Origin of the sequence: Symmachiella dynata (assembly GCF_007747995.1) — a bacterium.
GTDB lineage: Bacteria > Planctomycetota > Planctomycetia > Planctomycetales > Planctomycetaceae > Symmachiella > Symmachiella dynata.
Window position 1 is genome coordinate 7,392,293 of sequence record NZ_CP036276.1, and the last position, 15,373, is coordinate 7,407,665.

9 protein-coding genes and 1 tRNA gene are annotated in these 15,373 nt (G+C 56.0%); 6 read left to right on the plus strand and 4 right to left on the minus strand.

Annotated features, from left to right (window positions below):
- Positions 1 to 79: 79 nt before the first annotated feature.
- Positions 80 to 412, plus strand: a complete 333-nt coding sequence (locus tag Mal52_RS28120; protein WP_145380224.1) for a HesB/IscA family protein — start codon at positions 80 to 82, stop codon at positions 410 to 412.
- A 102-nt stretch (positions 413 to 514) separates the two neighbouring features.
- Here the strand turns inward: Mal52_RS28120 and hflX are convergent, their stop codons facing one another.
- Complete coding sequence (hflX, locus tag Mal52_RS28125) at positions 515 to 1,885, minus strand: GTPase HflX (protein WP_145380225.1); 1,371 nt, start codon at positions 1,883 to 1,885, stop codon at positions 515 to 517.
- A gap of 943 nt (positions 1,886 to 2,828) precedes the next feature.
- Here hflX and Mal52_RS28130 point away from each other — a divergent pair.
- Positions 2,829 to 5,642: a PAS domain-containing sensor histidine kinase gene (locus Mal52_RS28130; RefSeq protein WP_145380226.1), complete on the plus strand. Its 2,814-nt coding sequence runs from the start codon at positions 2,829 to 2,831 to the stop codon at positions 5,640 to 5,642.
- Positions 5,643 to 5,696: 54 nt separating this feature from the next.
- Positions 5,697 to 6,314 carry a response regulator transcription factor gene (locus tag Mal52_RS28135; protein WP_197533545.1) on the plus strand — a complete coding sequence of 206 codons (618 nt, stop codon included), beginning with the start codon at positions 5,697 to 5,699 and terminating at the stop codon, positions 6,312 to 6,314.
- A 15-nt stretch (positions 6,315 to 6,329) separates the two neighbouring features.
- On the opposite strand, the gene Mal52_RS28140 is transcribed toward Mal52_RS28135, so the two are convergent.
- Positions 6,330 to 7,562: an LL-diaminopimelate aminotransferase gene (locus Mal52_RS28140; RefSeq protein WP_145380228.1), complete on the minus strand. Its 1,233-nt coding sequence runs from the start codon at positions 7,560 to 7,562 to the stop codon at positions 6,330 to 6,332.
- Between the two features lie 114 nt (positions 7,563 to 7,676).
- Positions 7,677 to 8,891 (minus strand): tryptophan synthase subunit beta, encoded by a 1,215-nt coding sequence (trpB, locus tag Mal52_RS28145; RefSeq protein ID WP_145380229.1) that lies wholly within the window; start codon positions 8,889 to 8,891, stop codon positions 7,677 to 7,679.
- Positions 8,892 to 9,263: 372 nt separating this feature from the next.
- On the opposite strand from trpB, the gene Mal52_RS28150 reads away from it, so the two are divergent.
- The 3 genes from Mal52_RS28150 to Mal52_RS28160 all read left to right on the plus strand — a co-directional run bounded on the left by Mal52_RS28150 (position 9,264) and on the right by Mal52_RS28160 (position 11,931).
- Positions 9,264 to 9,337: transfer RNA gene (locus tag Mal52_RS28150), tRNA-Arg, on the plus strand.
- A 386-nt stretch (positions 9,338 to 9,723) separates the two neighbouring features.
- On the plus strand, positions 9,724 to 11,409 hold the full coding sequence (locus Mal52_RS28155; protein ID WP_197534526.1) for an efflux transporter outer membrane subunit: 1,686 nt from the start codon (positions 9,724 to 9,726) through the stop codon (positions 11,407 to 11,409).
- A gap of 117 nt (positions 11,410 to 11,526) precedes the next feature.
- Positions 11,527 to 11,931 (plus strand): hypothetical protein, encoded by a 405-nt coding sequence (locus Mal52_RS28160; RefSeq protein ID WP_145380231.1) that lies wholly within the window; start codon positions 11,527 to 11,529, stop codon positions 11,929 to 11,931.
- Here the strand turns inward: Mal52_RS28160 and Mal52_RS28165 are convergent.
- Positions 11,924 to 15,325: an efflux RND transporter permease subunit gene (locus tag Mal52_RS28165; protein WP_145380232.1), complete on the minus strand. Its 3,402-nt coding sequence runs from the start codon at positions 15,323 to 15,325 to the stop codon at positions 11,924 to 11,926. The genes Mal52_RS28160 and Mal52_RS28165 overlap by 8 nt on opposite strands.
- Positions 15,326 to 15,373: the final 48 nt, after the last annotated feature.

The following is a 15,373-nucleotide window of genomic DNA, read 5'->3' on the forward strand; positions in this document are numbered from 1 at the left end:
ACCAAACGCGTTGGATGGTGTGTCCATTCGGTCGTGATCGATTGTTGAAAATCGAAATCAAAACGGAGCCTACAGAGTCATGTCAGTCATCATTAGCGAAAAAGCCGCCAGTGAAATCCAGCGGGTCATTTCCGATCAAAAACACCCGGACAACACGGTTTTACGAATCGGTGTCGCCGGCGGCGGGTGTAGCGGATATCAGTACAGCTTGGGATTCGACACGAATTCTGACGCTGCCAAAGACCACATTACCGAACAACACGGTGTAACTGTTGCCGTCGACAAACGGAGCGACTTGTTCCTTGATGGCACCACGGTCGACTTCTATGAAGGCCTGGACAAACGCGGATTTACGTTCGACAACCCCAACGCCGTTAAGAGTTGCGGTTGCGGAAGCAGCTTCTCCGCCTAAGCGGACTAGACAGCTGAACGATCCGGGCAGTGAAACGCATCTGCCAGCGAAGTGAATACAACAGGCCGCGCGACATGATGCTTGTCGCTGCGGCCTGTTTTTTTATTGCGCGGTGAATTCGTTTTCTTCAATCGCGATCGGCTCGTCAATCGAAAAACCATTCGCGTCGGCAGGCGGGGCGTATCCATTGAGCAGGGCGACATTCGTATCGTCCCCTTCGACACCGTGCAAAAACCGACGTGGGATACGGCAACTGACCGTCACACGTGATTCTTGAGAATAGTCGGTTTCGGTGACATCGGCATGGGCTGCGAGATAGGCCAGTAGCCGTCCGTTGCCGACATAGGTTTCGACTTCCGCATCGAGATACCCGTCTCCCAATCGCTCGGCGACCCGTTCCGCTAACGCCGCCAGGCCGGTTCCCTCGGCCGCGCTGACGGAGATTGCCTCCGGATGCGCCAACCGCAGAACATCGTACACCGACCGGTCGTGGATGGCGTCGATCTTATTGAGAACGAGGATCGCTTCCGAGCCATCAACGCCGATTTCCTTGAGAACTTCGTTGACGGTGGCGATGTGTTGTTCGGCATCGACGTGGGTGCCATCCACAACGTGCAATAACAAATCGGCGTTGCGGACCTCTTCCAATGTCGATTTGAACGAGGCGACCAGATTGTGCGGTAAATCGCGGATGAATCCGACGGTATCGCTGAGCAGCACGTCCCCGCAATGCGGTACGTTCCACCGCCGCGTCCGCGTATCGAGCGTGGCAAACAGTTGATCGGCGACCAGCACGCCCGCACCGGTCACGGTGTTCATCAGCGTGCTTTTTCCGGCGTTGGTGTAGCCCACCAGTGAGACGGTCATCTGATCATCCCGTGCGGAGACCATGCGTGCCCGGCGTTTTTCGACGACTTTCAGCTTGCGCTTCAATTCCGAAACCCGTTTGTCGATCAACCGGCGGTCGGTTTCGAGTTGCTGTTCACCCGGCCCCTTGCTACCAATCCCCCCTTCGATCCGCGACAAGTGAGTCCACATCCGCTTCAGTCGGGTCCGCTGATACAGCAATTGCGCCAACTCGACTTGCAGTTTGGCTTCGTAGGTCCGCGCGTGCGTATTGAAGATGTCGAGAATCAGTTCGCTACGATCCACGATGACCACATCAAGCGCGGATTCCAGATTGCGTCCCTGCGCCGGGGTGAGATTGTTGTCGAAGATCACCAACTCGGCATCTTGCATTTTGACGAGCATTTCCAGCTCCTCAACTTTGCCTTTGCCGAGATAGGTCTTCAGGTCGGGACGCTTGCGATGCTGCGTCAGCGTGCCCACGACCTCGACACCTGCGGTTTTCACCAACCCCTTCAGCTCGTCCAGTGGATGAAGTTCGCTCGCTTCTTGCTCGGGAAGCACCACGGCGACCAGCACCGCTCGCCGTTGCTGGACGCTCAATTCCTCGCGTTTAGGATCTGCCAAGTGAAGTTGCCGCCTTTCAATTTGAAATACGTGGTCAAGATTCGTCGCTGACGAGAATCCATTTCAAAACCTGATTGCATTTGTTTCGCAAATTGGCACTCCCGTGACAGCGGGACGCGTCAGAAGGTTTCGAATTGTCTTGCAGTGGTATTTTAGGTCGCCGCCTGTGTGCAATCAAGAAGGGAATCTTCTCTTCACTGTCAGGACACCTGCTGCGCGAAGTGGTTCGCCGCGCAGAATCAAGCGGTGACTGAGAGAAAATTCGGCGAGGGCAGCCAGAATTGCAGGCCAATCGGAGAGTGAGTGGCCACAAAGAAAGGCGAGAGGCCGAAAGGAGGCGGGGGGTCCTTTCGGCCTGTGGGGGACGTGATCGGGGGGTGTGATGTGGGGTGTGATAAGCCCGACTCCTCGGGCTGGTGTGACAATAATTTGCCGATTTTTCATTTTCCGAGCTGAGCTGTTACGGTTTTTAAACGACATTGTTCGCCGGGGCGGACAAACGTCGGTGATCAAGGGATGATCGGGCCTAGCGTAACGGCCTGCACTCGTTAACTCTCTCCACCGCTCAAAATGATAGAAACCAGCTTATAGACTCTGTGTGAACACTTGAGAGTGTTTCCCGTCGTGTTCTGAAGGGGACTAATGCAGTTGCCGTGCCGGTTTGCCGAGAACATTCCTGGCAGCTGCGTTTGAGATATTTGGAGATCGGACCAGGACAGCACTTACGTCAATTCATTTTTTTTGAATCGCTTTCTCAAGTTGTGTTGCCAGCGACAATCCATGTAAGAATTTCACCGCGATGGTAAATTTCTCCCTGCCCGATGATGACTCTCTGGGGTGAAAATCGGGAACTTGGGTGGTGCGAAGGCATCGAACGGGAAATAATAGAAGTGAGGCCTGTTCAGAGGGCATAATGGACGTTGTAAATTGAGAGGGGCGTGAGATGTCACAAGCTTTTGAGACCGGCGCGGATGCGACTGCCGAATTGCGCGCGCGGATCGAGGAGCTTGAAAAAGAGACCGCGCAACTCAAGCAAAGTCGCGATGCTATCGCTGAACGAGAACAGCGATATGAATCGATCGTCAACAACCAAACCGAGATCATTTGCCGCATCGACGAGTCGTTGTCACTGACATTCGTCAATCGCATGTTCTGCGAATACTTCAACGAATCCGAGGAACAGTTGCTGGGCCGCGACTATGTGGTGTTTCTCGAGCCGGCGCTGCGGGACAGGGCCCGCGCTAAGATGAAATCCTTGTTCCAGAAACCGGAAGTCACGTCGCACGTTTGCGAGGTTGTGCGGACGGAGGGGCAATCGGGATGGCAGCACGGCTTTGTGACACCCGTCATGAATGCCGACGATTCGGTGTACGAACTGCAAGTCGTCGCCCGGGTCCGTTCCAGCCGCGAACAGGCCGAATACGAGATAAAAAATACGGAGATCGTCAACGGCCAACTGGCCAAGATCATGAAGGATGGACTGATCGTCGTCGATCCTCAAGGAATTGTCCGTTCGGTGAATGAGCAGCTCTGCCAAATCGGCGGCACTAAGATGGACGAAGTGATTGGCCGGTCGATGTGGGATATTGTGGGAGCGGAAAACCATGAGATTCTTGCCGAACAGTTCGCCAAACGTAGCATCGGCGGAGCCTCCCAATATGAGATGACCTGGACCAGCGGGACAGGCCGGCATGTCTCGGCAATCTTTTCCCCCACGCCGCTGTTTGACGCACAAGGCAGGTTCGACGGTTCGCTGTCGGTGGTGACCGACATCACTGCACGGCGGGAAACGGAAATTCAGCTTCGCGAAAGCGAAAGGTTGTTGGCCGCTTCGCAAAAGATCGCCCGTGTGGGAAGTTTTGAATGGAAACGGGGTGAAAAAACCGTAACCTGGTCGGCAGAGCTGTATCGCATGCATGGTCGGTCACCGGAAACATTCGTGCCGACCAAGGAATCGTTTCTAGAAACCGTGCATCCCGATGACCGTGTTGCCGTACGAGATCGACTGCGACAAATTTTCCGAGGGGTGCCTAGTACTCCGCACGAATATCGGATCATTCGCGCCGACGGTGAAGTGCGGTGGTTGGAATCGACCCGCTGGCTGCTCAAGGACGACAAAGGCAAGGCGCGGGGCATGATCGGCACGTCACGCGACATCACTTCGCAAAAACGCGCGAAGATGATTCTGGAGGAACGGGAATCGATCCTTCGCAGCTTCTATGAGAGCGGATTGATGTTGATGGGAGTCGTCGAGTTGGACGGCGACGACATTCGTTGGATCTCCGAAAACGAGGCCACGGCCCAGCACCTGGGAACTACTCCCGAGGCAATGAGAAACAAAACCGCTCGCGAAATTGGCATCAGTCCGGCCGAGAGCGCGCTGTGGGTCTCCAAGTATCAAGAAGCAGAGCAGACCGGCGAGACAGTCCGTTTCGAATATATGCGGCCGGATGACCCCAGCCAGCGTTGGTTGTCGGGAACGGTCAAAATGATCGGTAAGTCGCCGGAAAAACGGCCCCGGTTTTCTTACATTTATGATGACATCACAGACCGCAAACGGGTCGAAGCCAAAATCCAAGCCGCGCACGACGCGCTAGAACAACGCGTGCAAGAACGGACGGCCGAACTGGTCGACGCGAACCGGCAGTTACGTTTTCACGCTCAATTGCTCGATAGCGTACGCGAGTCGGTCGTAGCAACCGATCTGGACGGCCGGATTGTCTATTGGGGCAAGGGAGCGGAAAACCTTTACGGTTATCAATCCGATGAAGTGGTGGGCAAGCCGATTACGCAAGTTGCCCGATCGGATGGTTCGCAAGGGGAACTTCGGCGAATGGCGCAGGTTCGCGAAATGGGATCCTGGCATGGCGAGTTTCGCCAGCATCGTACCGACGACACCAAGTTCTGGGCCGAAACGGTGATTTCCCTCGTCAATGACCCCAACGGGAACCCGACTGGTTTTATTGCCATCGATCGCGACATCACGGTGCGGCGCCGCGCTGAAGAACGAACGCGGCAACTGCACGCCGATTTGGCGCATGTGCTTCGGCTGGGGACGATGGGCGAGATGGCTTCAGGTCTGGCACACGAAATCAATCAACCGCTGGGGACGATTGCCAACAACGCGCATGCGGTCGCCCGCAGTCTACGCAACGGAACGCTGCCCAACGACGAAGTGTTGGAGATCATCGAGGAGATTGCCGCCGAAGCCATGCGTGCCGGAGAGATCCTGCACAGTCTGCACCGGTTTGCCTCTAAAGCCGAACCCAATCGGACAGCCGTCGACCTGCGCGACCTCGTCCACGAAGTCACCCGCTTGTTCGATTCCGACATCCGGCGGCATGGAATTGTCTTACGGCTCGATTTGGAAGAGAATTTGCCGGAAGTGTATGTCGAACGCATTCAGATTCAGCAGGTCGTCGTCAACTTGGTTCGCAACGCCTTTGATGCGTTGTTGGAAGATCGCCGCAGTGAACGGGAAGTGATCGTGCGTGCCCGTGCGGTGGAAACCGGTGTTCTTGTGAGCATCGCTGACAACGGCAAGAATTTGTCTCCCGACCTATACGCGAAGATCTTTTCGCCTTATTTTACAACCAAAAAAAACGGCATGGGGATGGGATTGAGTATTTGTCGTTCGATCGTCGGTTCACACGGCAGCCAATTACGCGCGTCGCCCAATGTGGATTGCGGTCTGACATTTACATTCACCCTGCCTTACAACGCCACAGAATCGGCTCCGGACAAATCGGGGGTATAGCATGTCGACCAAATTCAATCCGGCATGTTGTTCACTTCCAATCGAGGAAATATCTTGAATACTACCAGCATCAAGCCGACCGTGTTTGTCGTCGATGACGAACCAGGCATGCGCAAATCGCTGGACCGACTCCTGCGGTCCGCCGGTCTTCAGGCAGAATGTTTCGGCAACGCAGAAACGTTCTTACGCGAATACGACCCCGGCCGTCCAGGTTGCTTGATTCTCGATGTCTGCATGGATCACATGACGGGACTGGAACTGCAGAAAGAACTCAACGCGCGGCGTATCTTGCTGCCGACCATCGTAATTTCTGGATACGCCGATGTTCCCAATGTGGTCAAGGCGGTCAAAGGGGGCGCGGTCGATTTCCTGGAAAAGCCGTTCAACGACGAGTTGTTGCTGGAACGCGTGCAACAAGCAATTCGGCTGGATCAGCGGCAACGCATGGAGGCAGTCCGCGCGTCAGCGACCGAAGCACGGTTGCGATCGTTGACGCCGCGAGAAACTCAGGTGATGGAGCTACTCGTCGCTGGCCGCCGCACAAAACAAATCGCGTACGACCTCAACATCAGCCCCAAAACGGCCGACATTCACCGCGCGCATGTGCTGGAAAAAATGAAGGTCGATACTGTCGTCGATCTCGTGCGACTGGTGCACGATCTACCCGATTGATACGCAACCGCCGCATCAGCCCACCACGCGTTGAAACCGTTCGACTGCCTGTTCGATGTTTTCGCGGCTGTTAAACGCGCTGAGGCGGAAGTAGCCTTCGCCGGCGGCACCAAATCCGCTGCCGGGCGTGCCAACCAGATGTCCTTTGGACAGCAGTTGGTCGAAGAAGTCCCAGCTTCCCGCCCCGCCGGGAGTCTTCAGCCAGACGTAAGGCGCATTCACCCCACCGTACACCGTGATCCCCGCGGACTCCAGACCTTCACGAATCAACCCAGCATTGGTGAGGTAAAACTGAATCAGCTCATTGATCTGTTGTTGGCCTTCCGGCGTAAAGACCGCTTCGGCCGCGCGCTGAATCGGATAGGAAACCCCGTTGAACTTGGTGCAGTGTCGGCGATTCCACAACGGATGAATCGGCTGGTCTTCGCCGGTGGATGTTTTTCCGGTCAGTTCCTTGGGAATGACCGTGTACGCACAGCGCGTCCCCGTAAATCCGGCGTTCTTACTGAAGCTACGAAACTCGATGGCCACGTCGCGAGCCCCTTCGATCTCATAGATCGAATGCGGAATCTCCGGATCGGTGATGTAGGCTTCGTAGGCAGCATCAAAAAAGATGATCGCATCGTGCGCGCGGGCATAATCGACCCATTGCTTGAGCGTCTCTCGCGAAGCGACCGTCCCTGTGGGATTGTTGGGATAACACAGGTAGATCAAATCCACCGGCTCATCCGGTAGACTCGGCACGAAATCGTTCTCCGCGGTAACGGGCACGTACACCAATCCCTCATAACGGCCATCCTTGCCAGCGGCGCCGGTCCGCCCCGCCATCACATTGGTGTCGACATACACCGGATAGACCGGATCCATCACGGCGACGGTGTTGTCCGCGCCAAAGATGTCCAGGATATTTCCGGTATCACATTTAGAACCGTCGGAAATGAAGACTTCATCAGCGGCGATTTCCACACCGCGCGGTTTGAATGCGTGTTCAACGATCGCCGTGCGGAGGAACTCATAACCCTGCTCCGGCCCATACCCGCGGAACGAATCCCGCACCGACATATCATCGACCGCCTTATGCATCGCCGCCACACATGCCGCCGGCAGCGGTTCGGTCACATCACCAATGCCCAGACGAATCACATTGGCATCGGGATTCTCCTGCGTGAATGCCGAGACGCGACGTCCAATTTCAGGAAAGAGGTATCCAGCAGCGAGCTTGGAATAATTTTCGTTAATCGTAGCCATGGAATCTGATGTTTCAATATGAGTCGAATAGTGGATGTTATAAATAAAAACGTGACCGGAAGGGCGAGGCTCCAACCAAGCCGTGCCGAATAGAAAGTTGCATCGCGACGCATCCTACAGGTCTTTGCCCATCAACTGTGCGACTTCGTAGACGTCCTTGTCGCCGCGACCCGAGAGGCAGACGACGACAACGTCATCCGGCTTGCGCGCACCGGCTGTTTTGATGACCTGCGCGATGGCATGCGAGCTTTCCAGCGCCGGGAGAATGCCCTCCAAGCGGGCCAACGTGCCGAAGGCGTCCAGAGCTTCATCGTCACTGACAGGGCCGTATTGTACGCGCCCTGTGTCTTTCCAATAACTATGCTCGGGACCGACGCCGGGATAATCCAGTCCGGCGGAAATGGAATGCACGTCGTCGGTTTGTCCATCCGCATCTTGCAACACATAGCTGTAACTGCCGTGCAACACCCCTTTTTCACCGTAGCTGAGTGTCGAGGCATGATCGCCGGGATTGGGTCCGCGACCTCCCGGTTCCACGCCGGTGAGTTTTACGTCACGATCTTCTACAAACGGATAAAACATGCCCGCCGAGTTGGAACCGCCTCCCACGCAGGCGATCACCTCATCAGGCAGTCGGCCGATTTGTTCGAGGCATTGCTGTTTGGTTTCGCGACCAATGACCGATTGAAAATCGCGGACCATGCGGGGAAACGGGTGCGGACCGACAACCGAACCTAAGATGTAATGCGTGTCCGCCACACTAGCCATCCAGTCCCGCATCGCTTCGTTAATGGCATCGCGGAGTGTGCGCGATCCGCTGCACACCGGACGGACCTCGGTCCCCATCGTTTGCATATTGAACACGTTCAATTTTTGTCGCCGCACATCCTCCTCGCCCATGTAGACCACGCAAGGCAGACCGAACAGCGCACACGCTGTGGCGGTGGCGACACCATGTTGGCCGGCGCCGGTTTCGGCAATCACCCGCGTCTTGCCCATCCGCTTTGTGAGCAACACCTGGCCGAGCGTATTGTTGATTTTGTGAGCACCGGTGTGATTCAAATCCTCGCGTTTGAGGAAAATCCGCGCGCCGCCGCAATGCTCGGTCAACCGCCGAGCAAAATACAGCGGATTGGGCCGTCCGACGAAGTGCCGCAACAGGTCATCCAATTCGGCCTTGAAGGACGCATCACTGATGGCCGATTCGTATTCCTGTTCGAGCTGCTCCAGAGCCTGCATCAACGTTTCTGGGACAAATCGCCGGCCAAATTCGCCAAATCGCCCCTGGGCATCGGGAACATTAGCGGTGGCAGGTGTTGACGTGGTCATTGAATTGCTTTCGAGAGTTCGTCACAACGGGGAGAGCGGGATCGTAACGCCGCTCGTACATGTGATCGTAGAAGATGACTCCAATTTAGCAAACCGGTTCGCCAACTGCCAGATTGCCGATCGCAATCATTGGACCATGCGACTCTTTGGAAAAATCAACAGTCAAGGCATTTGAGGAAATCCACAGCTTTCTCGAAGTCACGAACTCAGAACGGTCGCCACGTGTCATAAATCAGAGAACCACCCAGATAGTTCCCGCCACTGCTGGCTGGTTTGGCTGGCCATTGATTGATAAAATTTCGCCTGTTGGCCGTAATGCTCACGCAAGAACCGGCCCATTTCCGGCGTCCCAACACAACGACGCCCAATTCCGCACCCGTAGCTCAGCTGGATAGAGCGACGGTTTCCTAAACCGTAGGCCGTGGGTTCGAGTCCCGCCGGGTGTACTTTGTTGATCGGGGCAGGCTTTGCGCTGTCGATCAACTCTAGCAAAGGGCGGTTTCTGGGTGCGTTGGTGGTGCGGCCGCTTGCTTTGCGGCTGCTTGTGGAATCGCTGGGGCATTTTCTTGTCTCGTCTGATGAGTTGACCAGCGTTCTTATCCCAAATCATAACCGCTCACCGCGCGTATGGTCCGGGTTATTTTGCCTGGATAAACCTTAACGCTTCTGTCGATACTACCGAGGGACTTACGGCAGTAGTTGCCGGGGTCATTGCGCTAATGCTTGAACGACGGTTGGCGGTTGCTCAAACGTGCAGATTGAACGCACCGCGCTGGTCATGGCGATTCGAGATTGCAGGGTTGCCAACGAATTTATCAGGGTGGCGGGTGATATGAGCACGCAGCACAAGCCGAAAAAGATGCCGCGGAATCGTCACCCGGACCTTCCCTCGCTGACTACTGATAAAGTTCAGAAATCGGGCAAGCGCGTCCACGTCGGCCGGACCTTGCGATTGGCGTTGCTCTGCCTGTGCTGCGGTTGTACTCCCTTGGGAGAATACATCAGCAATGGTTTTGAGGTGGGACCGGACTACAAGCGGCCGCCGGCACCGGTTGCCACGCATTGGATCGACGCCCATGATGAGCGCGTCAGCAGCGACGCCACAGACGATAGCGCCTGGTGGACAGTGTTCAACGATCCGGTCCTCAATGGGCTGATCCAGACCGCTTACGAGCAGAACTTGACCGTCCGCGAGGCGGGTTTTCGAGTGCTTCGTTCACGGGCTCGCCTGGGAATCGCGATCGGGGAATTCTTCCCGCAAACGCAGGTGATGGAGGGGAGCTATCAACGCGAGGGGGTCAGCCTGGGTGTCGCTAACCGCTTCGCAACACCCGAGCGTTGGTTCAGCCAATGGAATTACGGTTTCGGGTTGGCGTGGGAACTCGATTTCTGGGGCCGTTTTCGCCGAGCGATCGAAGCCTCTGAAAGTGTGCTCGATGCCTCCGTGGAACATTACGATGCGGCAATCGTGACCTTAGTCGGCGATGTGGCAACCAGCTACGTGCAGATTCGCACGATTCAAGAACAAATCGCCCTGGCTGAGCAATCATTGAAATTGCAAAAACAGAGTTTGGAAATCGCCACCGCCAAATACGAAGGGGGCGAGACGACCGAAGTTGACGTCTATCAGGGGCAAAGCGACGTCTCAAGCACCGAAGCATTAATCGAACAGTTGCAGATCGACCTGCGTCAAGCGACCAACCAGTTGTGTATACTGATGGGCATGCCGCCGACCGATCTCTCTGAGATGCTGGGTGAAGGTCCCATCCCAACCGCGCCCGAACAAGTCGTGGTGGGAATCCCCGCCGACTTGATCCATCGTCGCCCGGACGTCCGTCGTGCCGAGCGATTGACAGCGGCACAATCCGAAGAGATCGGGATTGCCGAAACCGACTTCTATCCGCAAATCAGCCTCAACGGCACATTGGGCTGGTCCGCAGAGCATGTCGGGGATGCCTTGGACCGCGAGGCGTTTTTAGGATCGATCGGACCATCGTTCCAATGGGCCATCCTTAATTATGGTCGCATCGCAAACAATGTCCGCGTCCAAGATGCCCGCTTCCAGGAATTGATTGCCAACTACCAAAATACGGTTCTCAATGCCGGTGTCGAAGTCGAGAATGGTCTGGTTTCGTTTCTCCGCTCAAAGAATCAGGCCGAAGATGCGGCTCGGGCCGTCAGAGCCGAAACCGCCGCCTTTCATGAAGCATTCGCACAGTACAAAGGTGGCTTAACGGATTATAACCGCGTCGTTGTAATCCAAGAGAGACTGGTCACTCGGCAACAATCGTTGGCCGATGCGCAAGGCGCAATCGCTCAGGGCCTGATCCAGGTTTATCGTTCGCTGGGTGGGGGATGGCAGATTCGATTGCAATCGGAAGCTGAGTTTATGATGCCGATTGAAACGGCCGTCCCGGCAGTCCCCCCTGCCCCAGCCCCCGTCGACGATGACGTAACAGGGGACGAACTCCCGTCACTTGAAGAACCTGGACTGGTTGTGATTCCGCAAAGTGAATAACCCTCCGCTCTGCTTAGAACCAGTTTCAAAACCCGGTTGCGCTTGTTCCAGACGCTTACATTTTAGTGTCGGTGAGATGCGTCAGAGGGTTTTGAAACTACTGATAGGAGTCGTCCCATGGGACGTTGGATCCGGATATCCTCGGTGACCCTCAGCTTGATGCTGATCGCCACGGCGTGCGCTGACGCCGGTCGTTGGTTTCACTTCGACATCAGCCATGCGTCGCGCCGACCCACCTGCCAACCTTGCCAGAGCGCGATGGGCGGCTGTTGTGACGACTATTGCTCCAAGCCACTCCCCTGCATTTCGCCAAATTGCCGCGGTTGTGTCGACGACTATTGCGGCAAGCCGCTGCCTTGTATCTCCTGCACCAGACCGGGCTGCGTGGACGACTACTGCCCCAAACCTTGCCCACGATTCATACGTCCCTTGTGTCTGCCGTGGTATCAATGCGGTCCGGGGGAGCGTTGTTATGGCGGTCAAGGCATCGTGCCCGGTTGTGACGCGAACTCGCTTAAGTGACTGAATCCGACGCGGGAGGCGGACTGTCCGGTTGAGCATCGTTCTCGGCGGATTTCGTGGGCGGCGGGGATTTTCGTTCGGCAAACCAACTGATGACGTAATAAAACACCGGCGTTAAAAAGACACCGAAGAACGTCACGCCGATCATGCCGCTGAAGACCGCCGTCCCCAGGGACCGCCGCATTTCCCACCCGGCACCCGTCGCGATCATCAAAGGCAGCACGCCGAACACGAAGGCGAACGACGTCATCAGAATCGGACGCAGTCGCAATTTGCAGGCTAGCAATGTCGCTTCACGTCGACCGAGTCCTTCGGCGCGTTGATCGACGGCGTACTCCACGATCAGAATCGCATTCTTAGCGGCCATCGCAATTAAGACGATGAAACCGATCTGGGCAAAAATGTCGACCGGTTTGTGCGCAATCCACACTAATCCAGCCACCGAACTGAGCAAGCACATCGGCACGACAAGCACGATCCCCACCGGCAACGACCAACTTTCATAAAGTGCCACCAGCACCAAAAACACCAACACCAGCGAGAGCGCAAAGATCAGGCTTCCAGTATTCGAAGCGGTGACGGATTGGTAGGCGATTCCCGTCCATGCATAGCCAAAGCCTCCCGGCAAATTGTCGGGCGCGCAAATTTGCTCCATCTTGGCCATCGCTTGGCCGGCGCTCTCACCAGGTCCGGGTCCGAAAATTAAGGAGGACGAATTGACGTCGTTATAGCGCATCACGAACGTCGGCCCATTGACATAGTGGACGTTGATCAATGCGCCCAACGGAACCATGTCCCCTTGCGAATTGCGGACCTGTAGCAGTTTGAGGTTCTCAGGATTCGTGCGAAACTTTCCCTCAGCTTCGACATTCACCTGCCAAATGCGGCCGAAGCGGTTGAATTGGTTGACGTACATCGAGCCCATGTTGGCGCTGAGCGTCTCATTCACATCTTGCAGTTTCACGCCCATTTGCATGACGGCTTCGCGGTCGATGTCGACAGCCAATTGCGGGGAGTCGGCTTTAAACGTCGAGAGCATCATGCCGATTTCGGGCTGCGCATGGGCTTGTGAGACGATCGATTCGGTGACATCTTGCAGCTCCTGCAAACCTTGTCCCGTCCGGTCTTCAATTTGAATCTGCAGCCCGCCCGCTCCGCCCAATCCCGGGACCGGCGGAGCGCCCAGAACCCTTGCCTGACAATTGATGACCTCTTTGTGATACCGCTCGTTCAAGGCCTTAATGATTCCCATGGCCTGCGTGTCGGGCGTGGTGCGATCTTTGAACTCGTCGAGAATCACAAAAATGGTGCCCCAGTTCGAGGCATCGCACGCCAGGACGACGGAAAATCCCGAGACTGACATCGCTGATTCGACGCCAGGAGTGTCCAGCGCAATTTCTTCCAGCTTTTTCATCGCGGCTTCTGTCCGCTGCACCGAAGCCGAATCGGGCAGCACGACATTCACCAGCACGTATCCTTGATCCTGCGCCGGGATAAAGCCTTTCGGAGCGGTCTTCAGCCCATAACCGGTCAGCCCCAACAACCCCGCATAGATGATGAGCACGATGATGCACAGCCGCAACGACAATCCCACGAGACGCGTGTAGCCATTCGTGAATAGGTCAAAGACTTTATTAAACGCCCCAAAAATGACCGCCAAAATGCGATTCAACAATGGGCCGATCAACCAGCCGACCACGGCTCCGGGTAAAAACAGAGCGGCGGACACTGCCCAGCGCATGTATTCGTCGTCGGTCGGCGGCACGAAATCAGCAGCCCAGTTTTGCAGGAGATAGTAACTCAACACGCCGAACAAGACAGCAATGCCGGCGCGCGGCAAGGCTTCTCGTTCGACTGCGTTTTCCCCACCATGCGGTTTGATCCAAGCGACAGCGCGAGCCGGAGCCATCGTGAGCGCGTTGGTCGCCGAGAAGAGCGCAGCGGTAGCGATTGTCAACGCGAATTGCCGATAAAACTCGCCGACGAGTCCGGGGACAAAGGCGGTCGGAATGAAAACCGAGGCCAAGACCAAACTGATGCCGAACACTGGGCCGGTGATTTCAGCCATCGCCTTCAGCGTCGCTTCCCGCGCCGGCAGACCTTCTCCCATCCACCGTTCGATATTTTCGACGACGACAATCGAGTCGTCCACCACAATCCCCACGGCCAACACCAACCCGAACAGCGAGAGATTGTTCAACGAGAAGCCAAGCATTTTCATGACCATGAAGGTGCCGATCAACGCGACAACAATATCGATCATCGGCAGCAGCATGGCCCGCCAATCTTGCAGAAACACCAAGATCACCACGATCACCAGCCCGGCAGCGATATAAATCGTGTTGATCACGTCATTGACCGAATCACGAATAAAGGGGGTCGTGTCATAGGCGATGACGTAATCGACGCCTTGTGGGAATTGCGCCTTCAATTCCTCCATCTTGGCTTTGACGGCATCGCCGGTGGCCAATGCGTTGGCTGTGGGAGTCGTGTAGACCCCCAAGGCGACCGACGGGTACTGCACCAGTTTTTCATCTTTCCGAACGGTCAGCGTGCAACTGAGGTCCGAATTTTGTGAACCCAATTCCACGCGGGCGACATCCCTCAAATAGACCAACTTTCCGCCGGTGCCGACTTTGACGACGATCTTTTCAAACTGCTCCACGGTGCTCAAGCGGCCCACAGTGTTGAGCACCAATTGAAATTCCTGCCCGGGCGGAACCGGTTCCTGGCCGATATTTCCCGCCGCAACATCGACGTTTTGTTGGCGGATTGCATCGACCACATCGCCGGCAGTCATATCGAGTGCGGCAAGTTTTTGCGGTTCGAGCCAGGCCCGCATGCTATAGGAGCGTTCCCCCAAAAACTTCGCCATCCCGACACCCGGCACGCGGGAGATCGGGTCAAAGACATTGATCTGCGCGTAGTTGCTGAGATAGAGCGAATCGTAGCGGTCGTCCGGTGAAATCAGATTGATCGCCAATAGCATATTGGCCGATTTCAACTTGACGCTCACCCCCTGCTCTTGCACGCTGACCGGCAGTTGCGCCAGCGCCAACTGGACGCGCGTCTGCACCAGCATCAGCGCCGTATTGACGTCGGTTCCGACCTCGAAGCTGACAATCAGGTTGTATTGTCCGTTGTTGGTGGAGGTGGAGGACATATAGATCATGCCTTCCACGCCGTTCACCTGCGCTTCGATCGGTTCGGCGACCGAATCGGCAACGGTCTGCGCATTTCCGCCGGGATAAACCGCTATCACCTGAATGGTGGGAGGCACAATCGGCGGGTACTGCGCCGTGGGCAATGTCTGATAGCAGACCCCACCGGCAATCACGATGATAATCGAGAGCACCCAGGCGAAGTTGGGACGATCAATAAAAAAACGGGACATATTTATTTAAACCCCGGCAAAGCGGCAGGGACGCAGTTTGTGGAGATT

Excerpts from the sequence above, each read along its gene's own strand:
- trpB (WP_145380229.1), bottom strand. The coding sequence starts at position 8,891 with ATGACCACGTCAACACCTGCCACCGCTAATGTTCCCGATGCCCAGGGG.
- Mal52_RS28155 (WP_197534526.1), top strand. The coding sequence starts at position 9,724 with ATGAGCACGCAGCACAAGCCGAAAAAGATGCCGCGGAATCGTCACCCG.
- Mal52_RS28140 (WP_145380228.1), bottom strand. The coding sequence starts at position 7,562 with ATGGCTACGATTAACGAAAATTATTCCAAGCTCGCTGCTGGATACCTC.
- Mal52_RS28165 (WP_145380232.1), bottom strand. The coding sequence starts at position 15,325 with ATGTCCCGTTTTTTTATTGATCGTCCCAACTTCGCCTGGGTGCTCTCG.
- Mal52_RS28120 (WP_145380224.1), top strand. The coding sequence starts at position 80 with ATGTCAGTCATCATTAGCGAAAAAGCCGCCAGTGAAATCCAGCGGGTC.
- Mal52_RS28160 (WP_145380231.1), top strand. The coding sequence starts at position 11,527 with ATGGGACGTTGGATCCGGATATCCTCGGTGACCCTCAGCTTGATGCTG.
- Mal52_RS28130 (WP_145380226.1), top strand. The coding sequence starts at position 2,829 with ATGTCACAAGCTTTTGAGACCGGCGCGGATGCGACTGCCGAATTGCGC.